The organism is Actinoplanes sp. NPDC023714 (genome assembly GCF_040639855.1).
Classification (GTDB): domain Bacteria; phylum Actinomycetota; class Actinomycetes; order Mycobacteriales; family Micromonosporaceae; genus Actinoplanes.
Map to the genome: position 1 here is coordinate 287510 of NZ_JBFAAR010000010.1, position 21169 is coordinate 308678.

Annotated in this window: 17 protein-coding genes and 1 pseudogene; 9 read left to right on the forward strand and 9 right to left on the reverse strand. The window is 72.5% G+C overall.

The window, feature by feature from the left end:
- Positions 1 to 1014, reverse strand: a complete 1014-nt coding sequence (locus AB0G10_RS35005) for an L-erythro-3,5-diaminohexanoate dehydrogenase (RefSeq protein ID WP_360931804.1) — start codon at positions 1012 to 1014, stop codon at positions 1 to 3.
- A 133-nt stretch (positions 1015 to 1147) separates the two neighbouring features.
- Between AB0G10_RS35005 and AB0G10_RS35010 the strand changes: the two genes are divergently transcribed.
- Positions 1148 to 2500, forward strand: coding sequence for a lysine 2,3-aminomutase (locus tag AB0G10_RS35010; protein WP_360931807.1), 1353 nt, complete (start codon positions 1148 to 1150; stop codon positions 2498 to 2500).
- Positions 2501 to 2564: 64 nt separating this feature from the next.
- Here the strand turns inward: AB0G10_RS35010 and AB0G10_RS35015 are convergent, their stop codons facing one another.
- Positions 2565 to 2756 carry a CsbD family protein gene (locus tag AB0G10_RS35015; RefSeq protein WP_127552726.1) on the reverse strand — a complete coding sequence of 64 codons (192 nt, stop codon included), beginning with the start codon at positions 2754 to 2756 and terminating at the stop codon, positions 2565 to 2567.
- 115 nt (positions 2757 to 2871) lie between these two features.
- On the opposite strand from AB0G10_RS35015, the pseudogene AB0G10_RS35020 reads away from it, so the two are divergent.
- Positions 2872 to 3282: pseudogene (locus tag AB0G10_RS35020) on the forward strand (class I SAM-dependent methyltransferase); the annotation flags it as partial.
- 157 nt (positions 3283 to 3439) lie between these two features.
- On the opposite strand, the gene AB0G10_RS35025 reads toward AB0G10_RS35020, so the two are convergent.
- Positions 3440 to 4453, reverse strand: coding sequence for an EamA family transporter (locus AB0G10_RS35025; protein ID WP_360931810.1), 1014 nt, complete (start codon positions 4451 to 4453; stop codon positions 3440 to 3442).
- 69 nt (positions 4454 to 4522) lie between these two features.
- Between AB0G10_RS35025 and AB0G10_RS35030 the strand changes: the two genes are divergently transcribed.
- Positions 4523 to 5392 (forward strand): LysR family transcriptional regulator, encoded by an 870-nt coding sequence (locus AB0G10_RS35030; protein WP_360931813.1) that lies wholly within the window; start codon positions 4523 to 4525, stop codon positions 5390 to 5392.
- Between the two features lie 608 nt (positions 5393 to 6000).
- Here the strand turns inward: AB0G10_RS35030 and AB0G10_RS35035 are convergent.
- Positions 6001 to 6564, reverse strand: coding sequence for a maleylpyruvate isomerase N-terminal domain-containing protein (locus AB0G10_RS35035; protein ID WP_360931816.1), 564 nt, complete (start codon positions 6562 to 6564; stop codon positions 6001 to 6003).
- Positions 6565 to 6766: 202 nt separating this feature from the next.
- On the opposite strand from AB0G10_RS35035, the gene AB0G10_RS35040 reads away from it, so the two are divergent.
- The gene (locus tag AB0G10_RS35040) at positions 6767 to 7675 is read left to right on the forward strand and encodes a GNAT family N-acetyltransferase (RefSeq protein WP_360931819.1); all 909 of its coding nucleotides are present in this window, start codon (positions 6767 to 6769) and stop codon (positions 7673 to 7675) included.
- On the opposite strand, the gene AB0G10_RS35045 is transcribed toward AB0G10_RS35040, so the two are convergent.
- The 4 genes from AB0G10_RS35045 to AB0G10_RS35060 are packed head-to-tail and all read right to left on the reverse strand — an operon-like array spanning position 7672 to position 10759.
- Positions 7672 to 8130, reverse strand: coding sequence for an Lrp/AsnC family transcriptional regulator (locus AB0G10_RS35045; protein WP_360931822.1), 459 nt, complete (start codon positions 8128 to 8130; stop codon positions 7672 to 7674). The genes AB0G10_RS35040 and AB0G10_RS35045 overlap by 4 nt on opposite strands.
- 15 nt (positions 8131 to 8145) lie before the next feature.
- Entirely contained in the window at positions 8146 to 9285 is a 1140-nt protein-coding gene (locus AB0G10_RS35050) for an acyl-CoA dehydrogenase family protein (RefSeq protein WP_360931825.1), read from the reverse strand.
- A gap of 21 nt (positions 9286 to 9306) precedes the next feature.
- Complete coding sequence (locus tag AB0G10_RS35055; protein ID WP_360931828.1) at positions 9307 to 9972, reverse strand: response regulator transcription factor; 666 nt, start codon at positions 9970 to 9972, stop codon at positions 9307 to 9309.
- On the reverse strand, positions 9965 to 10759 hold the full coding sequence (locus tag AB0G10_RS35060) for a histidine kinase (RefSeq protein WP_360931831.1): 795 nt from the start codon (positions 10757 to 10759) through the stop codon (positions 9965 to 9967). The genes AB0G10_RS35055 and AB0G10_RS35060 overlap by 8 nt, the downstream gene beginning before the upstream one ends.
- 163 nt (positions 10760 to 10922) lie before the next feature.
- On the opposite strand from AB0G10_RS35060, the gene AB0G10_RS35065 reads away from it, so the two are divergent.
- The 5 genes from AB0G10_RS35065 (at position 10923) to AB0G10_RS35085 (ending at position 18742) form a co-directional block, all read left to right on the forward strand.
- Positions 10923 to 11612 carry an ABC transporter ATP-binding protein gene (locus AB0G10_RS35065; RefSeq protein ID WP_360931834.1) on the forward strand — a complete coding sequence of 230 codons (690 nt, stop codon included), beginning with the start codon at positions 10923 to 10925 and terminating at the stop codon, positions 11610 to 11612.
- Positions 11609 to 13927 (forward strand): ABC transporter permease, encoded by a 2319-nt coding sequence (locus AB0G10_RS35070; protein WP_360931837.1) that lies wholly within the window; start codon positions 11609 to 11611, stop codon positions 13925 to 13927. The genes AB0G10_RS35065 and AB0G10_RS35070 overlap by 4 nt, the downstream gene beginning before the upstream one ends.
- Before the next feature lie 10 nt (positions 13928 to 13937).
- Positions 13938 to 14846, forward strand: coding sequence for a 5'-3' exonuclease (locus AB0G10_RS35075; RefSeq protein ID WP_360931839.1), 909 nt, complete (start codon positions 13938 to 13940; stop codon positions 14844 to 14846).
- A gap of 71 nt (positions 14847 to 14917) precedes the next feature.
- The gene (locus tag AB0G10_RS35080) at positions 14918 to 17962 is read left to right on the forward strand and encodes an EAL domain-containing protein (protein WP_360931842.1); all 3045 of its coding nucleotides are present in this window, start codon (positions 14918 to 14920) and stop codon (positions 17960 to 17962) included.
- Positions 17963 to 18079: 117 nt separating this feature from the next.
- The gene (locus tag AB0G10_RS35085) at positions 18080 to 18742 is read left to right on the forward strand and encodes a GNAT family N-acetyltransferase (protein ID WP_360931845.1); all 663 of its coding nucleotides are present in this window, start codon (positions 18080 to 18082) and stop codon (positions 18740 to 18742) included.
- A 66-nt stretch (positions 18743 to 18808) separates the two neighbouring features.
- Here AB0G10_RS35085 and AB0G10_RS35090 read toward each other — a convergent pair whose 3' ends face one another.
- Positions 18809 to 21121 (reverse strand): RICIN domain-containing protein, encoded by a 2313-nt coding sequence (locus AB0G10_RS35090; protein ID WP_360931848.1) that lies wholly within the window; start codon positions 21119 to 21121, stop codon positions 18809 to 18811.
- Positions 21122 to 21169: the final 48 nt, after the last annotated feature.

Consider the following 21169-nt stretch of genomic DNA (forward strand, 5'->3'; position numbering starts at 1 on the left):
TCAGTCTGCCGCCAGACGGGCCTCGAAGAGCGCACGCACCCCCGGTGTGCTGCGCAACAGCCCGACCGCGAACTCGGCGTGCCCCGGCACGTAGCCGTTGCCGATCAGCATCGTCACGTCGGCGGCGAGGCCCTCGGCGCCGAGCGCGGCCGCGGCGAAGCTGGTCGCCATCGAGAAGAAGATCACGGTGCCGCCCGGTGCGGTCGCCAGGATCGCGCCGTGCTCGCAGCCGGGCACGTCCACGCAGACCACCGTCACGTCGGCGCCCTCGCCCGCCGCCTCGGCGACGGCGACCGGGTTCCGCGCGTCCGCGACCGCGATCTCGTCGGCCAGTCCGGCTTCGTGGAGCGCGTCGCGCTCCTGCGCGGAGACGACGACCGCTCGGGTACGGGCTCCCGCACGCTTGGCGGCCGCCAGGGCCAGCGAGCCGCTCTTCCCGGCCCCGCCGAGCACCAGCACGGCCGGCTCCCGGTATCCCCGGACGACCCGGTCGACGAGCGCCGGCGCGCCGCACACGTCGTAGACGGCGAGGGCCAGCTCCGGCGGCAGGTCGTCGGGGAGCACGCCGACGATCGAGCGGCCGAACAGGATCGCGGTGCCCTCGGCCGGCACCTGCTCGCTCCGGCCGTCCCAGCCGGCCAGCCCGTCGGTGATCCGCAGCGGGGTGAGCGTGAGCGAGACCAGGGTGGCGACCCGGTCACCGGGCTGCACCGGCAGCGGCGACTCCGGCCCGACCTCGTCGACCACGCCGATCAGCATGCCGCCGGAGCCGGTCACCGGGTTGTGCATCTTCCCGCGGGTCCCGACGATCTCGAGGACCTCGGCGCGGATCCTCGCGCCGTCGCCGCCGTGCTTCTCGGCGAGCTGCCGGTAGCTGGCGGCGTCCAGGTTGAGCCGCTGCACCCGGATCCGCACCTCGTCCGGCCCGATCGCGGGCGAGGCGTCGAGCCGCCAGGCGGCCTGCGGCAGCACACCTTGCGGCTCCAGCACCCGGTCCAGTCCGGCAGATCCCATCGCGCGCCGCCTCCTCACATCAAAACAATCGTCCCGAAACCCTGCCTGACCGCAAATCTTTCGTCAACATCCTTACTAGGCCGGAGATTATCCGTTAGCGTGATGGGCCAGCCGACGACGTCTGGGAGGACCCGTGCTGGAAGTGGGACAGCCCTACGAGTACCGCCGCCGTGAGCTCGCCGAGCCGGACTGGACGCGGTTCCCCGGGTGGAGCGACGTCACGCCGGCCCAGTGGGCGTCCGCGCAGTGGCAGCGGGTCAACTGCGTGAAGAACGTGAAGCAGCTGCGCGCCGTGATGGGCGGCCTGCTCGACGAGACCTTCTACGCCGACCTCGAGACCGACCAGCAGCGCCTCGCCACCATGTCGATGCTGCTGCCGCCGCAGATGCTCAACACCATGGTCCCCGACCGGGCGCCGGACACCGCGTCGTTCTACGCCGACCCGGTCCGCCGCTACATGCTGCCGGTCGCCACCGACCGCCAGCTCGACTGGCCGTCGCACCCGCACGCCACCCGCGACTCGCTGCACGAGCACGACATGTGGGTGGCCGAGGGCCTCACCCACCGCTACCCCACCAAGGTGCTCGCCGAGCTGCTCAGCACCTGCCCGCAGTACTGCGGGCACTGCACGCGGATGGACCTGGTCGGCAACAGCACCCCGACGGTGTCGAAGCTGCGCCTGCTGGAGAAGCCCGTCGACCGCTACGCCGCGCACCTCGACTACCTGAGGAACCACCCGGGGGTACGGGACGTCGTCGTGTCCGGCGGCGACGTCGCGAACGTGCCGTGGAAGCAGCTCGAGGCGTACCTCATGGGGTTGCTCTCGGTCCCGACCGTGCGCGACATCCGGCTCGCCACCAAGGCGCTGATGGGCCTGCCGCAGCACTGGCTGCAGGACGACGTCGTCGAGGGCATGCACCGGGTCGCCGTCACGGCCGAGCGGCGCGGCGTCAACCTGGCCGTGCACACCCACGTCAACCACGTGAACTCGCTGACCCCGCTGGTGGCCCGGGCGGTGCGCACCCTGCTCGAGGTCGGCGTGCGCGACGTGCGCAACCAGGGCGTGCTCATGCGCGGCGTCAACGCCACCACCGAGGACCTGCTCGACCTCTGCTTCGCGCTGCAGGGCGAGGCCGGGATCCTGCCGTACTACTTCTACATGTGCGACATGATCCCGAACGCCGAGCACTGGCGGGTCCCGGTCTGGCACGCCCAGCAGCTCCAGCACGACCTGATGGGCTACCTGCCCGGCTACGCGACCCCGCGGATTGTCTGCGACGTGCCGTTCGTCGGCAAGCGGTGGGTACACATGATCGCCGACTACGACCGGGAGCACGGCATCTCGTACTGGACCAAGAACTACCGCACCTCGATCGAGGCCGAGGACGCCGAGGCGCTGTCCAAGCAGTACGCCTACTACGACCCGATCGACACGCTGCCGCGCTCCGGCCAGGACTGGTGGCGCAAGCAGCAGCAGGCGGCATGAGAGAGGGCCCGGCGGTCATCCCGCCGGGCCCTCCCCTTACTCCACACCCCTGGAGTGGCTTTCCTCAGCTCAGGGCGTCGCGCACGTCGCGGCCGGCGTCCTTCACGTGCTCGCCGGCCTGCTTCGCGTGCGCGGAGGCCTCCTGAGCCTGGCCCTCGGCGTAGAGGCGCTCGTTGTCGGTCGCCTCGCCGACACCCTGCTTCGCCTTGCCGGTCAGTTCCTCGGCCTTGTTCTTGACCTTATCGGTGAAGCTCATCGCAACCTCCTTGGTCGTGCTTACGTCGCAAGGAGTGCCCGGAGCCGCCCGCTTTGAAACGGAACGCACACCCGGTACGCCGGGCCGGACCCAGCCGCTCGCTAAGATCATCAATGTGACTGACCCGCACGCCGGATCCTTCGGTGCGGCCGCCGACGCCTATGAGCGCGGTCGTCCCCCGTACCCTCATCAGGCGCTGGATTGGCTCCTGCCCGGCGGCAGGCCGCGGGTTTTGGATCTGGGCGCCGGCACCGGCAAGCTCAGCCGGCAGGTGCGCGACCGCGGCCTCGACGTCGTCGCGGTCGACCCCTCCGAGGGCATGCTCGCCGAACTGCGCCGCGTCCTGCCGGACGTCCCGGCGCACCGCGGCAGCGCCGAGGAGATCCCGCTGCCGGACGCCTCGGTCGACGTGGTGCTGGTGGCGCAGGCCTGGCACTGGGTGGATCCGGCTCGGGCGCTGCCGGAGATCGCCCGGGTGCTCACCCCGGGCGGCCGGCTCGGGCTGATCTGGAACGTCCGCGACGAGCGGACCGACTGGGTCCGGCGGCTCGGCACGATCATCGGGAGTGCCGAGACGGACCGCTCGCCGCGCCTGGACGTGCCGTTCGAGGAGACGTTCTTCGCGTGGACGCACACCATCGCGCCGGACGCGCTGCTCGACCTGGTGGCCTCCCGGAGCCGGATCATCCTGCTGCCGGCTGACGAGCGGGCCGCGGTGCTGGCGCAGGTGCGGCAGCTGACGGCGACGCATCCGGCGCTGCTGGGGCGGGGGTCCTACGAGCTCCCCTACGTGACGGAGTGCGTGCGTTCCGATTCTGTCGGGTCGCGCCGATCGCTGCCGTGATCACCAGGGCGATCGCCAGGCACTCGACGATCGTCATGTCCTGACCCAGCAACAGGAAGCCGGCCGTCGCGGCCACCGCCGGGCCGAGGCTCATCAGCACCGCGAACGTCGTCGTGGGCATCCGGCGCAGCGCCAGCATCTCCAGCGTGTACGGCAGCACCGACGCCAGCACCGCGACGACGGCGCCCATCGCCACGACTGCCGGGTCCAGCAGCGCCGTGCCTGCCCCGGCCACCCCGAACGGCAGCATGATCACGGCGGAGACGGCGACCGAGAGGGCCAGGCCGTCCGCTTTCGGGAAGCGGTGGCCGACCCGGGCGCTCAATACGATGTAGGCGGCCCACATGACCGCGGCGCCCAGCGCGAAGCCGACGCCGGCCGGGTCGAGGCGGCCGAAGCCCTCCCGGCCCAGCAGCGCGACACCGGCCAGGGCCAGGCCCGCCCAGAGCCAGGACTTCCGGTTGCGCGCCGTGACCACCGACAGAGTGAGCGGGCCGAGCACCTCCAGCGTGACGGCCGTGCCCATCGGGATGCGGTCGATCGCGTGGTAGAAGAGCGTGTTGAGGCCGGCCAGGGCGACACCGAACGCGCCGATCGTCAGCCAGTCGGCCCGGCTTTGGCTCTTTCTCCAGGGCCGGCTTCGGCTCTTTCTCCAGGGCCGGCTTCGGCTCTTTCCCCAGGACCGGCTTCGGCTCTTTCTCCAGGGCCGGCACACGGCCAGCAGGATCAGCGCGGCGATGGTCAGGCGCAGGGCCACCACGCCGTGCACGCCGGCCCTCGGGAATAGCAGAGTGGCGACGGCGCCGCCGAACTGCAGCGACAGCACGGCGGCGAGGACGAAAATCGTTGGCACCCCGCTCACGTTTCCAGCGGATGTCCGGACTGAGAAATGCCTATCCGCCCGCGGTTATGCTCTCCGGTTATGACAGTCGACGTCCGTCATCTCCGGGCGTTCCTGGCGATCGCCGCGACCGGCGCCATCACCCGGGCGGCCGCCGACCTGCACGTCACCCAGCCGGCGCTCTCCCGCACCCTGCGGCAGCTCGAGGACCACCTCGGCCTCCGGCTGGTCGACCGCTCCACCCACCACCTGTCGCTCACCCCGGCCGGGCAGGCCTTCGAGTCCCGGGCCCGGGCCGCCGTCGCGGCCGTCGACGACGTACTCGACCCGTCCCGGGCCGGCACCTGGCCGCTGCGGCTCGGCCACGCCTGGTCGGCGCTCGGCGTGCACACCACGACGCTGCTGCGCCGCTGGAAACAGGAGCACCCGCGCACCCCGCTCGAACTCCTCCGCGTCGACGAGCGCGACGCCGGCCTGAGCCGCGGTGCCGTCGACATCGCCATCGTCCGCGGCCCGGCCGACCTCTCCGGGGTGCGGTCGGTGCCGTTGCTGGTCGAACAGCGGGTGGCCGCCGTACCCACCGACAGCCCGCTCGCCGCCCGGCCCCACCTCACCCTCGCCGACCTGGCCTCCGAGCCGATCGCGGTGAACCGGATCGCCGGCATCACCACCCCCGACCTGTGGCCGGCCTCCTCCACCCCGGCGCACACCGTGATCGTCACGAACACCGACGACTGGCTGGCCACCATCATCGCGGGCCGCGCCATCGGCCTGACCGTGACCGCCACCGCGGTGATGTACAGCCACCCGGCGGTGGCCTACGTCCCGGTCCTGGACGCCCCCGAGGTGATCGTCCATCTGGCCTGGCAGCAGCCGCCGAGCCACCCCGCCGTCCCCGACCTGGTGACACTCGCCCGGTCGATAACCGCCGGCCCCGCCCCCAATCCATGAACGCCGACCCCGCCTCCACCCGCGCCCACGCCCACGTCCACGCCACGCCCACGCCCACGCCCACGCCCACGCCCACGCCCACGCCCACGCCCACGCCCACGCCCACGCCCACGCCCACGCCACGCCACGCCCACGCCCACGCCCACGCCCACGCCCACGCCCACGCCCACGCCCACGCCCACGCCCACGCCCACGCCCACGCCCACGCCGATCTTGAACGCCCGACCACCGCGCCCACACGAATCTTGAACGTCTGACCCCCGCCTCCCCTCAGATCTTGGACGCCTGCCCACCGCGCCTCCAAGATCTTGGACGCCGGACCACCGCGCGCCCGCAGATCTTGGACGATCGACCCCCACCGCCGGATCTTGGACGCTTCACTACCGATTCCGGTGGGCACGCGTCCAAGATCGCGCAGTCGTGGGCAAGCGTCCAAGATCGCGAAGGGGCGGTGGGCACGCGTCCAAGATTGCGAGGGCGCGGTCGGCAGGCGTCCAAGATCTGAGGAGGGGCGGTCGGCAGGCGTTCAAGATTGCGAGAGGGCGGTGGTCCGGCGTCCAAGATCGGCGGGGTGGGGCGGGGCGGGCTGGCACGAGGCTGCGGCGGGCTCAGGTGACGGCGGCCTGGAGTGTCCACGATGGGCGCTTCGGCAGGTTCGGCAGTGCGATCCGGCCCGTGCACCAGAGCAGGACCTCGGCCGGGTCACCGTCGGGGGCGTCCGGGAAGAGGCGGGCCAGCACGGCCGCGCTCAGATCGCCGGGCGGGCGCCAGTCCACGCCGAGGCCCCGGGTGATGTCGTAGGTGTGGACCATCATCTCGTTGACGCCGAGGGCGGCGAACCCGGACGGGTCGGTGGGGCCCCAGTGCCATGCCCGGGTGCCGGGTCCGGCGGTCCGCAGCGCCGCCGACAGCAGGCCGGCGCAGGCGGCGGTCACCCGCAGGGTCGCGGCCGGGGACGACGGCCGGACCACGAGGTCGAGGGGCAGGTAGTCGTCGTCCGGTCGGCCGGTCAGCTGGGTGGCGTAGGCGGTCAGGTCGTGCGCGACGTGCGCCGCTGTCTGCCGGCAGGTCCAGTCGAGGCCGTACGCCGGGATCTCCCAGTCCCGGCCGGCGAGCGGGGTCAGCACCGCGAGCAGCTCCCCCGCCGCCCGATCGACGTGATCAGCATCCATGCGCCCAGTGTCACCCGCCCTCGAAGGCCATAACTAATCCTTTGCGAGCACCGGCGATGGTCCGGTAGGAAACTACGCGACGAGAGAAAGGAGGCCGGCCGATGTCCGCACCGAACACCGCGCTCGCGACCTCCCGGGCCGTGCAGACCGTCTGACACTCCCGGAGCAGGACCGGGCGATTCCCCGAACCGAAGGAAACGCCTTGATCATCCGCCCTCTCGCCGGCCCCGGCGAACTGGATCTCTTCAACACGCTGCACTATCAGCTCAACGACCAGATCGCCGCCGATCTGGAAGCCGGCCGCCGCCGCCCGGAGTGGCTCTGGCTCGCGCTGCGCGACGACCGCGTGGTGGCCCGTGCCGCCTGGTGGTCCCGTCCCGGCGACGAGCAGCCGCTGCTCATGGACGTCTTCGACATCGCGGACGAGGAGGCCGGGGTGGAGCTGCTCCGGGCCGCCCTGCCCGCGATCGCCCCGGACGGCGCCACTCCCCCGGAGTACCTCCGCTATCTGCCGCCGGGCTGGCGCGACGACCCGGAGATCCGCGGGGCGAACGACCTCCGGATGGCGGCCCTCGAGCGGACCGGCGCGAAGCTCTTCGTCGAGCGCCTGCGGCTCGAATGGCGGCCGGGCACGCCGATTCCCGGGCCGGGCACCCGTCTCACGTTCCGTCCGGTGGCGGACGCCGACGAGCTGATCGGCCTGATGACGCAGGTGCTGGACGGCTCGCTCGACGCGTACAGCCGCGCCGAGCTGACCCGGATGACCGCCCGGGAGGCGGCCGAGGAGCAATTCAAGACCGAGCTTGATCGGTACGCGAGTCCGCACGACTGGTGGCGGGTGGCCGTCGCGCGGGACGGCGAGCCGGCCGGGTTCGTGATCCCCGCGCACAACGGCTACAACCCGATCATCGCGTACCTCGGGGTGCTGCCGGCCTTCCGCGGGCGCGGCCTGATCGACGACGTCCTCGCCGAGGGCACCCGCGTCCTGGCCGGCGAGGGCGTGCCCCGGATCCGGGCGTCCACCGACGTCGGCAACGTGCCGATGGCGGCCGCGTTCGCCCGGGCCGGCTACGTCACGTTCGAGAACCAGATCGACATGACCTGGGGCTAGTCCCCCGAGGGGGAGACGATCCGCGGCGGCCGCCCCTCGTACGGCGTGGACAGCACCACCGTCGTCCGCGTCGTCACGTTGGCGGCCGTCCGGATGTCCTGGAGCAGCCGTTCGAGGTCGGCCGGGGACTTCACGCGCACCAGCAGCATGTAGAAATCCTCGCCGGCCACCGAGTAACAGGAGTCGATCTCGGTGAGGTGGGCGAGCCGCTCCGGGGCGTCGTCCGGCTGGGACGGGTCGAAGGGGCGGATCGCCACGAACGCGGTCAGCGGAAGGTCCAGCGCCTCGTAGGAGACGCGCGCGGTGTAGCCCGCGATCACGCCGCGCTGTTCGAGGCGCCGGACCCGCTGGTGCACGGCGGAGACGCTGAGGCCCACGCGCTCGGCCAGGTCGGTGTACGACAGCCGGCCGTCCACGGTGAGCGCCGACACGATGGCCTGGTCGATCTCTTCCACGCAGGTAACCCTAGATCACCCCAAAAGCGAACGGGCGATCACCATTCGCTGGATCTGGTTCGTCCCCTCGACGATCTGGAGGACCTTCGCCTCGCGGAACCAGCGCTCGGCCGGGTGGTCGCTCACGTAGCCGGCGCCGCCGAGCACCTGCACCGCGTCGGTGGTGACCTTCATGGCCACGTCGGTGGCGAACAGTTTCGCCTTGGCCGCCTCGATCGAGAAGGGCCGGCCGGCGTCCTTGAGCCGGGCCGCGTTCAGCAGCAGCGCCCGGGCGGCCGAGATCTGCGTGCCCATGTCGGCCAGCATGAAGCCGAGCCCCTGGAAGCGGCCGATCGGCTGGCCGAACTGCTCACGCTCCCGCGCGTACGACGCGGCGTGGTCGAGCGCACCCTGCGCGAGCCCGACCGCGCACGCGGCGATGCCGAGACGCCCGGCGTCGAGCGCCTTCATGGCGATGGCGAACCCCGAGCCCTCCGCGCCCACCAGGCGGTCGCGCGGCACCCGGGCCTGGTCGAGCACGATCTGCGCGGGCGCCGACGAGCGCAGGCCCATGAGCCGTTCCCGCTGCTGGGGCTGGAGGCCGGGGGTGCCGGCGTCGGCGAGCAGGCAGGAGATGCCCTTCGGCCCGGGCCCGCCGGTGCGGCAGAACAGGTTGTAGAAGTCGGCGAAGCCGCTGTGCGTGATCCACGCCTTCGTCCCGGTGACCTCCCAGGAGTCGCCGGTCAGGACGGCCTTCGTGGTGAGCGCCGCCGCGTCCGATCCGCCCTGCGGCTCGGAGAGCGCGAACGCGCCGAGCAGCTCGCCGCCGAGCATGTCGGGCAGCATCTTCCGCTGCTCCGGCGTGCCGAAGTAGGCGACCGGCAGGCAGGAGAGCGTGTGCACGCTGACCGCCTCGGCGATCGACAGCCAGGTGCCCGCGAGGATCTCCAGGACCTGCACGTACACCTCGTACGGCTGACCGGCGCCGCCGGCCTCCTCGGGGTAGGGCAGGCCGAGCAGCCCGGACCGGCCGAGCGTCCGCAGCACCTCGCGCGGGAACTCGCCGCGCGCCTCGAAGTCGTCGACCTTGCCGGCCAGCTCACGGGTGACGAGCTCGCGGGTGAGGTCGAGAAGGTCGTGTGCCTCTGGGGTGGGAAGCAGCCGATCCACAGTCATGCGTGTCAGCTTAACGAACGTTCAGCCACCACGAGAAGGCGTCACCAACCCGGTCTCGTACGCCAGGACCACGGCCTGCGCCCGGTCCCGCAGCTCCAGTTTGGCGAAGATCCGGGCCACATGTGTCTTGACCGTCGCTTCGCTCAGGTGGAAGGCGGCGGCGATCTCGGTGTTCGAGAGCCCCCGGCCCAGCAGCGTCAGCACCTCGAGCTCGCGCGGGGTGAGCGCGGAGAGGTCGCGGTGCACGGCCGGCTCGGCGTCGCCGGAGGACGCGAACCGCTCCACCAGCCGGCGGGTGATCGACGGCGCGAGCAGCGCGTCCCCGGTGCCGACGAGGCGCACCGCCGCGGCCAGGTGGTCGGCCGTCACGTCCTTGAGCAGGAAGCCGCTCGCGCCGATCGCGAGCGCGGTGTACACGTACCTGTCCAGGTCGAACGTGGTCAGGATGAGCACCCGGGAGCGCGGGTCGCGGGCCAGGATCCGCCGGGTCGCCTCGAGGCCGTCCATCCCCGGCATCCGGATGTCCATGAGCACGACGTCCGGCGCGAGCCGCCGGCACGCCTCGACCGCCTCGTGCCCGTCGGACGCCTCGCCGGCCACCTCGATGCCGCGGGCGGTCAGGATGAGCCTGAACCCGGTCCGGATCAGCTCCTGGTCGTCGACGATCAGCACCCGCGGCTCACTCATGGGGGATCCTCGCCCGGACCCGGTAGCCGCCGCCGAGCCGCCGCCGGGCGTCCAGGTCGCCGCCGTAGACGGCCACCCGCTCGCGCAGACCGAGCAGGCCTCTCCCCGTACCCTCGCTGAGAGGACTCGACGGGGAACCGGTCAGGACACGGGACTCCTTCAAGACACTGGGCCCCGTGGTCAGCACCTCGACGCGCAGGGCACGCGGCGCGTACCGGATGGTGACCTCCGCCTTGCCGCCGCTGCCGTGCTTCAGAGCGTTGGTGAGCGCCTCCTGCACGATCCGGTAGGCGGTCGCCGAGATCCCGGAGGGCAGCGGCCGGATCTCGCCGGAGACGCGCACCTCGACCGGCAGGCCGGCGAACGCGATCCGGTCGACCAGCGCGCTCAGGCCGTCGAGGGTGGGCTGCGGGCCGAGGTCGTCCTCCGGCGAGGAGGGGTTGAGCAGGCCCAGCAGATGACGCAGCTCGGTCATGGTGTCCCGGCCCGCCTTCTCGACCGCCTCCAGCGCGGCGAGGGCCTCGTCCGGCATCGTCCGCAGCACCTCGCGGGCCGCCGACGTCTGCACGATCATGACGCTGACGTTGTGGCTCACGATGTCGTGCAGCTCGCTCGCGATCCTGGCCCGCTCGGCGTCGGCGGCGGACTGCGCGGCGCTCTCCCGCTCGCGTTCCAGCAGCCAGCCCCGCTCCCCCACGGCCGCGTCGTAACGCCGCCGCGCCCGGCGCAGGGCCACCGCGAGCACGACGGCGGCCACGACGGCCACCACCAGCCCCAGGATCACCATGCGCCCCACCCTGTCAGACGGGCGCCCGCCGCCGCATCATCCCGGGCGCCGAGGCGCCTACATCCGGGGGATGACGCCGCCGGCTGGTTGCATCCTCCGGCCGATGATTCATGGGTACGGATGTCCGTACCGTTCCCCGCATGACAGAACAGAGCATCCCCGCATGACAGAGAACCCGGTGGTACGCCTCGACGGCGTCCGCAAGGAGTACGGCGACACGGTCGCCCTCGACGGCGTCTCGCTGGAGATCCGGACCGGCGAGGCGGTCGCCGTGATGGGGCCGTCCGGATGCGGCAAGTCCACCCTGCTCAACATGATCGCCGGGCTGGACCGGCCGACCGCCGGCGGGATCACCGTGCACGGCCAGGACCTGACCACGATGAGCGAGACGAAGCTGTCGCTGTTCCGCCGCCACCACCTCGGCATGATCTTCCAGTTCTTCAACCTGCTCGACGACCTGTCCGCGCTGGACAACGTGGCGCTCGCCGCCCAGCTCACCGGCAGCTCGGCCGGGAACGCCCGGCGGCGCGCCCTGGAGCTCTTCGACGAGCTGGGGATCGCCGACCGGCGCAACGTCTACCCGGCCGCGCTGAGCGGCGGCGAGCGGCAGCGGGTCGCGGTGGCCCGGGCGCTGATGAACCGGCCGGCGCTGCTGCTCGCCGACGAGCCGACCGGCGCGCTGGACAGCAGGGCCGGCGAGCAGGTGATGGACCTGCTGCTCGACCTGAACCAGATCGGCCAGACGCTGCTCATCGTGACGCACGACGAGCGGCTGGCCCACCGGTGCGCGAACCGGCTCGTCGAGCTGGCCGACGGCCGGATCGCCCGCGAGTCCGCCCTGGACCGGGTATGACGGCCGTGTGGACCGCCGCCCGGGCCGCGGTGCGGCGGCGCCGGGCGCAGACCTTCGTCATCTTCCTGGTGGTGCTCGCCTGCACCACGAGCGCGCTGATCTCGCTGGCCCTGCTCGACGCGGCGAGCTCACCCTTCCAGCGGGCCTTCGACGCGCAGAGCGGCGCCCACGCGGTCGTCACGTACGACCCGGCCCGGGTCACCGCCGCGGAACTGGGCGCGGCTACGACCGGGGTGCAGGCCGCCGCCGGGCCCTTCGGCCAGGTGATCGCCGAGCCGCGGAACGACGTCGGCCCGGTCTTCGGGCAGCCGCTCACCGTGGTCGGGCGCGCCGACCCGGCCGGACCGGTCGACCGGATCCACGTGTGGCACGGCCGCTGGCCGTCGGCCCCCGGGGAGATCGTCCTCAACGAACCGCCGGCGACCGAGGACGACTTCCGGAGGGGCCCGCTCGCCACCGTCACCGAGCTGGTCACGCCGCTCGGCACCCTGAAGGTCGTCGGCTACGCGTTCTCGATCAGCGGATCGGCCGACGGCTGGGTGACCCCGGAGCAGGTGGCCGGCATGAAGCCGACCGGCACCCAGATGCTCTACCGCTTCACCGGCGACGTCGCGAATCGTGAGGCGCTGGCGGCGCAGGTCTCCGGGGTGACCACGGGGCTCCCCGGCGACGCGCTGCTCGCCAGCCGGCCGTACCTGGTGATGAAGGAGGACGCGGCCGCCGGGCCCGGCGTCTACCTGCCGTTCCTCGGCACGTTCGGCGTCCTCGGCCTGCTCGTCGCGGTGATCATCGTGGGCAACGTGGTGAGCGGGGCGGTGATCTCCGGATTCCGGCACATCGGTGTGCTCAAGTCGCTCGGCTTCACCCCGCGCCAGGTCGTCGCCGTCTACCTCACGATGGTCTCGGTGCCGGCCGTCGCCGGGGCGGTGCTCGGCGCCGCGCTCGGCGTCGCCGCGGTACGGCCGATGCTGACCGACACGTTCCGGGGCCTCGGCTTCGGGCAGGAGGCGGAGATCCGCCCCTGGGTGATCGTGACGGCGCTGGCCGGCGTACCGATGATCGTCCTGATCGCGGCGCTGCTGCCGGCCCGGCGGGCGCACCGGCTCTCCGCCGCCGAGGCGATCAGCGCGGGCAGCGCGCCCCGGCGCGGCCGGGGGCTGCGGGCGCAGCGGGCGCTCAGCGGGTCCCGGCTGCCCCGCCCGATCAGCCTCGGCCTCGGGCTGCCCTTCGCGCGGCCGGCCCGGACCGCGCTGACCATGGCGTCGCTGCTGCTCGGCGTGGCCTCGGTGACGTTCGCGCTCGGGCTGTCCGACACGGTCATCCGGATCAGCGAGGTCGGGGCGCGCGCCTCCGGCGAGATCGGCGTCCGGCCGTTCAACGGGCGCGAGCACACCCCGAGCCGGCAGTCCGACGCCGAGGTCGAGCGGATGCTGCGCGGCATCCCCGGCACGGCCCGGGTCGGCGTCGCGGTGAACCGGGTGCTGTCGGTGGCCGGCCAGAGCGAGCCCCTGCAGGTCAACTTCGTGCGCGGCGACATGGCGGCGATGGGCTACGAGGAGCAGCTCTACGAGGGCCACTGGATGACCGCCGCCGACCAGCTCGTGCTGCCGACCCAGCTGCTCAACGAGCGCGGCCTCGCGATCGGCCAGGAGGTGACCGTCGCGCTGGACGGCGCCTGGGCCAGGTTCACGATCGTCGGCGAGACGGTCCGCGGCCTGCCCGGCCCGGAGGGCGCGTTCGCCGCCTGGCGGGACTTCCCGGCCACCGACCCGAACGCGTACTTCTACCAGGTGCAGACCGTCCCCGGCACCGACCTGAACGCGTACGCCTCGCGGGTGACCGAGGCCGACCCCGGCCTGGACGCCTGGAACAACACCGGCGGCGACTCGTTCTCCACCGTGATCACGGCGTTCTCCGTCGTGCTCGCGCTGCTGCTGGCGACCGTGGCCGCGCTCGGCGTGCTCAACACGGTCGCGCTGAACGTCACCGAGCGCCGCCGCGACCTGGGCATGCTCAAGTCGATCGGGATGACCCCGCGGCAGGTCGTCGTCATGATGGTGACGTCGATGGCGGCGCTCGGGGTGGCCGCCGGGGTGATCGGCATCCCGATCGGCCTGGCCGCGCACCGGTTCGTCGTGCCGCTCTCCGCGGACGCCGCGAAGATCCGCCTCCCGGAGTACGTCCTGCAGGTCTGGGACCCGGCGACCCTCGCGGTGCTGCTCGCGAGCGGGGTGGGCATCGCGGTGGCCGGGGCGCTGCTGCCGGCCCGCGCCGCGGCGCGGCTGACGATCGCACGGGTGTTGCACAACGAATAGGGTGTTCGGCGTGACCTCACCGCTGCTGGCCGTCGACGCACCGAGCCTGTACTTCCGGGCCTTCCACGGCATCCCCGAGAAAGCGGCGCGGACCGAGGCCGGCGAGCCGGTCAACGCGATCCGCGGCTTCCTCGACATGCTGGCCCAGCTCATCCGGACCCGCCGGCCGGACCGCCTCGTCTGCGCGCTCGACGCGGACTGGCGGCCGGCCTGGCGGGTCGCGCTGGTCCCGTCGTACAAGAAGCACCGGGTCGCGCACGGGGACGTCGAGGAGGTGCCGGCCTCGCTCGAACGGCAGGTCCCGGTGCTGCTCGAGGTGCTCGCCGCGATCGGCATCCCGGCGTTCGGGGTGCCCGGCTACGAGGCCGACGACGTGCTCGGCACCCTCGCCGCGACCCAGCCGGCGCCGGTCGAGGTGGTCTCCGGCGACCGCGACCTGTTCCAGCTCGTCGACGACGCCCGCGGCACCCGCCTGCTCTACTGCGGCCGGGGCGTGGCCAAGCTGGAGGACGCCGACGAGGCCCTGGTCCTGGCGAAGTACGGCGTCGCCGCCCGGTGGTACGCCGACTTCGCGGCGATGCGCGGCGACCCGAGCGACGGCCTGCCCGGCGTGGCCGGCGTCGGCGAGAGGACCGCGGCCCGGCTGATCGAACGCTACGGCGGCGTGGAGCAGATCCTCGCGGCGCTCGGCGACCCGGACGCCGGTTTCGCCCCGGGGGTCCGGACGAAGCTCGACGCGTCCCGCGACTACCTGGCGAAGGCGCTGCCGGTGTGCAAGGTCGCTCTCGACGTACCCTTGCCCGCTTTTGATCCTGCCCTGCCGAAGGCCCCGCAGGATCCGGACGCGCTGCTCGCGCTCGCCGAGCGGTGGAATCTGGCAGGCTCGGCGCGCCGGTTGGTGGACGCTCTCGCCGGCTAAATCCTCAGATCGGGGGCCGATCCCTCCGATCGTGAGTCAGCAACCCTGCTGTCTCACGATCGGAGTACGCATTGTCGACGCGAGCCGTGCGCGCGTGCTTCGCCACCTGGATCGTGGTGATCACCGGGCTCTACTACGCGTTCCCGGACGCTCACCTCTACACCTGGGCGGCGCTGGGCTACTCCGCGGCCGCGGCGGTGCTGGTCGGGGCCCGGATGCACCGGCCGGCCCGGCGCCTGCCGTGGTACCTGATCAGCGCGGCGATCGCGTTCTTCACGACCGGTGACAGCTGGTACAACCTCGTGCTGGAGCTCGGCCGGGAGCCGGGCTTCCCCGGCCTCGCCGACGTGTTCTACCTGCTGGTCTACCCGCTGCTCACGGCCGGGTTGCTGATCTTCATCCGGGTCCGGTCGGGCGGCGGGGACCGCGGGGCGCTGCTCGACGCGCTGGTGCCGACGGTCGGCCTCGGCCTGCTCGCCTGGGTCTACTGGATCGCGCCGTTCACCCGCTCGGCCGAGCTGTCGCTGCTCGAGAAGGTCGTCTCGATCGGCTACCCGCTCGGCGACGTGCTCGTGCTCGCCATGATCCTGCGGATGCTCACCGGCTCCGGCCGCAAGCCCGGCGCGGTCAGCACGATCGGCGTCGCCATGGTCGGCCTGCTGGTCTCCGACGTCTTCTACGGCCAGTCCCAGCTCAACAGCGCGTGGGAGCTGGGCGGGCCGGTCGACTTCGGCTGGATCGTCTTCTACGCGTCGATGGGCTACGCGGCGCTGCGGCCGTCGATGCGCCTGCTCACCGAGCCGGCCGGCCAGCACACCACCGAGAGCGGGATGGGACGGAACCGGCTGTTCTGGCTGAGCGCCGCCGCCCTGATCGCCCCGGCCGTGCTCGCCCTCGAATACGCGCAGGGCCACGAGGTGGAGCTCGCCCGCGGGGGCGTCGTCGACGCGCCGGTCATCGCGGGCGCCGCGGCGGTGATGTTCCTGCTGGTCCTGGCCCGGGTCGGCGACCTGGCGCTGGCGCAGCGGCAGGCGAGCAGCCGGGAGCGGGCGCTGCGCGAGGCCGGGACGCTGCTGGTCGCCGCCACCACGGTCGACGACCTGGTCGAGTGCATCCGCAGCGCGGTGGCCCGGCTCATGCCCCCGGATCAGCCCTACCACCTGCAGTTCGCCGACCCCCGCCCGGGAGGCGCCGCCGACCTGCGGGTGACCTGGGTGGCCGCCGCCGACCTGCCCGCCGGCCTGGGCAGCGGCGGGTTCGCGCACACGCTGTGCTCGCCGCAGGCGCTCCCCGGCGACCGGCACGGGATCATCGTGCTCGGCGCCCCCGACCCGGTGCTGCGCGCGATGCAGGGCTCCCTGGAGACCCTCGCCGCGCAGATCGCCGTGGTGCTGGACCGGATCACGCTGACCGACGAGGTGAGCCGCCGGGACAGCGAGGCGTACTTCCGGACGCTGATCCAGAGCGCCGCCGACGTCATCATGATCGTCGACGCGGACGGGTCGATCCGCTACGCGAGCCCGTCCGCCGGCAAGCTCTTCGGCGACTCCTTCTCCGCCGGCGGCTCGTTCGCCGGCCTGCTCGCCCCGGACGTCCGGCCGGTGCTCCAGACGATGTTCACGCCGGGCGCCGGAGATCTGGAGGGTGTCGCGCTCGCCGCCTACCGCGGCGAGCGGCGGGTGGAGATCGAGTGCGATCTGCGCGATCTGCGCGAAGACCCCACGGTACGAGGGATCGTGCTCACCATGCGCGACGTCACCGAGCGCCGCCGGCTCGAGGACGACCTCACCCACCAGGCGTACCACGACTCGCTGACCGGCCTCGCCAACCGGGTGCTGTTCCGGAACCGGCTGGAGCAGGCGTACGCCGCGGCCGCCCGGGACGGCGCCACCATCGGCGTCCTCTTCGTCGACCTCGACGACTTCAAGGAGGTCAACGACACCCTCGGGCACGCCGTCGGCGACCAGCTGCTGATCAGCGTGGCGCAGCGGATCACCGCGGCGGTCGGGGCCGGCAGCACCGCGGCCCGGATGGGCGGCGACGAGTTCGCCGTGCTGGTCGCGCCGAGCCACGACGCCGCCGCGACCGAGGACGTGGCCGCCCGCCTGGTCGCCGCGCTCGCCGCGCCGATCGAGCTGGCCGACGGCGAGGGTGGCGTGCACCTGGTCAACGGCGCCGCCAGCGTCGGCGTGGCCACCAACACGGACGCCGCCGGCGCCACCGAGATGCTGCGCCACGCCGACCTCGCGCTCTACCTGGCGAAGGGCCTCGGCAAGGGTGGCTGGCAGCGGTACCAGCGCGACCTGCACACCCGGATGGTGCAGCGGCTCGAGATGCGCACCCAGCTCATCGAGGCGATCGAGGACGAGCAGTTCGTGCTCCAGTACCAGCCGATCGTCGAGCTCGCCGACCAGGCGGTCACCGGCGTCGAGGCGCTGGTCCGCTGGCAGCACCCGGTGCGGGGGCTGCTCGGGCCGTACCACTTCGTGGAGGCCGCCGAGGAGAGCGGCGCGATCGTCGGCATCGGCACCTGGGTGCTGCGCGAGGCGCTGCGGCAGTTCGCCGCGTGGAAGGCCGCCGACCCGTCGACCACCCTGCGCTACGTGAGCGTCAACGTCTCGGCGCGGCAGTTCCGCAGCCCGGACTTCGCCGACGTGGTCCGCCGGGCCCTCGCCGACAGCGGCGCCCGCCCGGAGTGGCTGCTCCTGGAGATCACCGAGAGCCTGGTGCTCCGGGACGCCGACAAGGTGCTGTCCGACCTCAAGGCGCTGCGGGCCCTGGGCGTGCGGGTGGCGATCGACGACTTCGGGACCGGGTACTCCTCGCTGAGTTACTTGCGGCAGATGCCGGTGGACGTGCTGAAGCTGGACAAGTCGTTCATCGACGACATTCTGCACAGCCGGCAGCAGCGCGCGCTCGTCGAGGCGATCGTGACCCTGGCCGGCAACCTCGACCTCGCCGTGGTGGCCGAGGGCATCGAGGACGCCGGGCAGCACGCCGCCCTCGACACCATGGGCTGCCAGTACGGCCAGGGCTACCTGTTCGCCAAGCCGCAGTGGCCGGCCGACATCCCGGCGCTGACCGCGGCGGCCCGCACTCTCGCCGCTTCCCTGTAGTTGCCCATTTGTCTGCCGGATCGTTGACAGAACCGGCAGACGAGTGTGCGTTCCCGCGCGGGTGGCAGGTCCGATATCCACTGGCGCGGCGAACCAGTAAGGGGCAGGGTCGCAACTGTGCTGAACAATCCCGTGTGGGCCGCCCTCTCCGGGCCGCAGGCCTGTTTCGCCGAGGCCGCCGGAGACGCCGCCCGCTTCTCTCCCGAGATCGCGCCCTTCGGCGCCCTGCGTGACCCGTCCGACCCGGCGGCCTGGCGTGACCTCGCCGGGCTCACCTCCGAGGTCGTGCTCACCGGGCCGTCGATCACCCCGCTCGCCGGGTGGGAGACCACCGAGGTGATGGCCGGCGTCCAGATGGTCGGCCAGAGCATGACCGGGGTCGAGGACCCGGACGCGGTGGTGCTCACCGAGGCCGACGTGCCGGAGATGCTGGAGCTGGTCGCCCGCGCCCAGCCCGGCCCGTTCCGCAAGCGGACCGTCGACCTGGGCCGCTACCTGGGCATCCGCGACGGCGGCCGGCTCGTCGCGATGGCCGGCGAGCGCTTCCGGATGCCGGGCTGGACCGAGGTGAGCGCCGTCTGCACCGACCCGGAGTTCCGCGGCAAGGGCCTGGGCGCGCGGCTGACCCTGGCCGTCGCGGCGGGCATCCTGGCCCGGGGCGAGCTGCCGTTCCTGCACACGGTGCACGACAACGACACGGCGATCCGGCTCTACGAGCGCCTCGGCTTCGAGCACAGCGGCGACGTGGTCTTCGCGTCCTTCCGGCACACCGCCGCCTGACGGAGGACCCGGCGCCTGACGGACCCGGCGCCTGACGAGCACCGGGCCCGGACGGGTTCTCCCCGGTCAGCGAACGTGGATGTTCGGCTGCGCCGGGGTGCTCATGCCGTTGCCGAGGAAGAAGCTCGGGTGCGGCGGCTGGTTGTAGGCGGTGTTCTGCCAGGCGATCGCCACGCGATATTGCGCGTCGTGCACGAGCGTGTGGATGCGGCGGTCGGTGACCGTGGGGGTGCTGTAGACGCGCAGCGCCGACGAGTCCGACGTCCGCCAGATGATCTCCTCACGCCAGTCGCCGAGGATGTCGCCGGAGAGCGCCGGGGTCTGCTTCGTGCTGTTGTTGGAGGCCACCCCGGAGGCGGTCAGCAGGCGGGTGTCGCCGCTCGTGCCGTACTTGTCGACCCGGGTGGCGTCGACGAGCTCGCGGACCGGGTCGGCGTCCCACCAGGCCAGGAAGTTGGTCGAGGACGGCTTGCGGCCGACGTTGGCGCCGGACGTGCTGGACAGCCCGGAGACCGACGATGACCAGGCCTCGGCGCCCGCGCTGCCGGCGTAGACGTCGCCGGCCACCGCCCGGCCGTTGTCGCAGCCGCAGGCCGGGTGCGACCAGATGACCGCGCCGGTCCGGCCGTCGAGCATCGCGTCGGTCGGCTGCGTGGTGCTCTCCGACGGCCGGTAGACCTCGATGCCGGCCCGGGCCGGGATCAGGTCGCCGACGTGCAGGGCGTCGCCGTGGCCGAGGCCGCTGCGCCACATCAGGGTGCCGTTGTCGTTGATCGCGGCCGCGCCGTACGCGATCTCGTCCTTCCCGTCCCCGTCCAGGTCGGCGATGGAGAGCTGGTGGTTGCCCTGCCCGTAGGCGCCGGTGTTGCCGTTCCCGGAGTCGTAGGTCCAGCGGCTGGTCAGCGTGCCGTTGCGGAAGTCCCAGGCGGCGACGACGGCCCGGGTGTAGTAGCCGCGCGCCATGATCAGCGACGGCCGGCTGCCGTCCAGGTAGGCCGTGCCGGCCAGGAAGCGGTCGACCCGGTTGCCGTAGCTGTCACCCCAGCTCGACACGGTGCCGCGGGCCGGGGTGTAGTTCACGGTGGAGAGCGCCGCGCCGGTCCGGCCGTCGAACATGGTCAGGTACTCCGGGCCGGACAGCACGTATCCGGAGGAGTTGCGGTGGTCGGCGCTCGACGAGCCGATCACCACGCCGGTGCCGGACCGGGTGCCGTCGGCGGTCTTCATGGCGACCTCGGCCCGGCCGTCGCCGTCGTAGTCGTAGACCTGGAACTGGGTGTAGTGGGCGCCGGCCCGGATGTTGCGGCCCAGGTCGATGCGCCACAGCCGCTGCCCCTGCAGGGTGTACGCGTCGACCAGGACGTTGCCGGTGTATCCGGACTGGGAGTTGTCCTTGGCGTTGGACGGGTCCCACTTCAGCACGATCTCGTAGTCGCCGTCGCCGTCCAGGTCGCCCACCGAGGCGTCGTTCGCCGCGTAGGTGTACGCCTCACCGGACGGGGTGGTGCCGCCGGCCGGGACGCTCAGCGGGACGTCGAGGTAGCCGTTGCCGAAGGTCAGCGAGGTGGCCGACGCGGCCTGCTCGGTGCCGCCGACGACGGCGCGCACCGTGTAGGTGGCGTTCGCCGCCGCGCCGGCGTCCAGGTAGTTCGTGGAGTTCGTGATCGGCGTGGCGTTGACCTTCGTCGTACCCCGGTAGACGTTGAACCCCGTCGACTGTGCCTCGGTGCCGAGCAGGCGCCAGGAGACCAGGTTCGCGCTGCCGGAGCGGACGCTGATCAGGCCGCGGTCGAGATCCTCCATCTGCCGGCCGGTCCCGGCGGGCGGGGTCGTGGCCGGCGGTGCCGTCGGGCCAGAGATGTGGTTGAACGACCACTGCATGCGGGAGATGTCCGAGCACGTCTCCTGCACGATCGGGTTGTTGCCCGCCGTCGAGCCGTCCTTGTCGCTGATGCACAGGCCGGTCGCGACGCTCTTGATCAGATACTTGCCGGACGCCGCGCCGGACGCGCTGAACGTCCACAGCTGGTTCGTCTTGAGGCCGTCGCCGCACCCGTACTGCTGGAGCTGGGTGCCGGACACCGTCGAGGCGCTGGGGACGTCGACGCACCGGCCGCTGTTGCCGTTGGCGAGGTTGAACTGCCCGTTCGCCTGCGGCACCGCCTTCCACTGCTGGTTCGTCGCGGTGGTGCCGCAGGCGAGCTGGACGAGGAGCGCCGCGTTCTCGGCCGACGCGCCGGCCACGTCGACGCACTTGCCGCTGGCGCCCGCCGCGAGGGTGTAGACGCCGTTCGCGACGGGCGCGACGGCGGCGCCGGCCGGGATCATCGAGATGCCGAGGATGACGAGGGGGACGGTGATGCCGCCCCCCAGAGCCAAGGCACGCCTTGATCTCATGGGGATCCTTCCACTGGGGATGTGCGGACC

What these genes read in the sequence shown, in the direction of transcription:
- AB0G10_RS35015 (WP_127552726.1), bottom strand. Translation starts at nt 2,756, where the DNA reads ATGAGCTTCACCGATAAGGTCAAGAACAAGGCCGAGGAACTGACCGGC.
- AB0G10_RS35035 (WP_360931816.1), bottom strand. Translation starts at nt 6,564, where the DNA reads ATGGATGCTGATCACGTCGATCGGGCGGCGGGGGAGCTGCTCGCGGTG.
- AB0G10_RS35070 (WP_360931837.1), top strand. Translation starts at nt 11,609, where the DNA reads ATGACGGCCGTGTGGACCGCCGCCCGGGCCGCGGTGCGGCGGCGCCGG.
- AB0G10_RS35065 (WP_360931834.1), top strand. Translation starts at nt 10,923, where the DNA reads ATGACAGAGAACCCGGTGGTACGCCTCGACGGCGTCCGCAAGGAGTAC.
- AB0G10_RS35005 (WP_360931804.1), bottom strand. Translation starts at nt 1,014, where the DNA reads ATGGGATCTGCCGGACTGGACCGGGTGCTGGAGCCGCAAGGTGTGCTG.
- AB0G10_RS35055 (WP_360931828.1), bottom strand. Translation starts at nt 9,972, where the DNA reads ATGAGTGAGCCGCGGGTGCTGATCGTCGACGACCAGGAGCTGATCCGG.
- AB0G10_RS35050 (WP_360931825.1), bottom strand. Translation starts at nt 9,285, where the DNA reads ATGACTGTGGATCGGCTGCTTCCCACCCCAGAGGCACACGACCTTCTC.
- AB0G10_RS35060 (WP_360931831.1), bottom strand. Translation starts at nt 10,759, where the DNA reads ATGGTGATCCTGGGGCTGGTGGTGGCCGTCGTGGCCGCCGTCGTGCTC.
- AB0G10_RS35030 (WP_360931813.1), top strand. Translation starts at nt 4,523, where the DNA reads ATGACAGTCGACGTCCGTCATCTCCGGGCGTTCCTGGCGATCGCCGCG.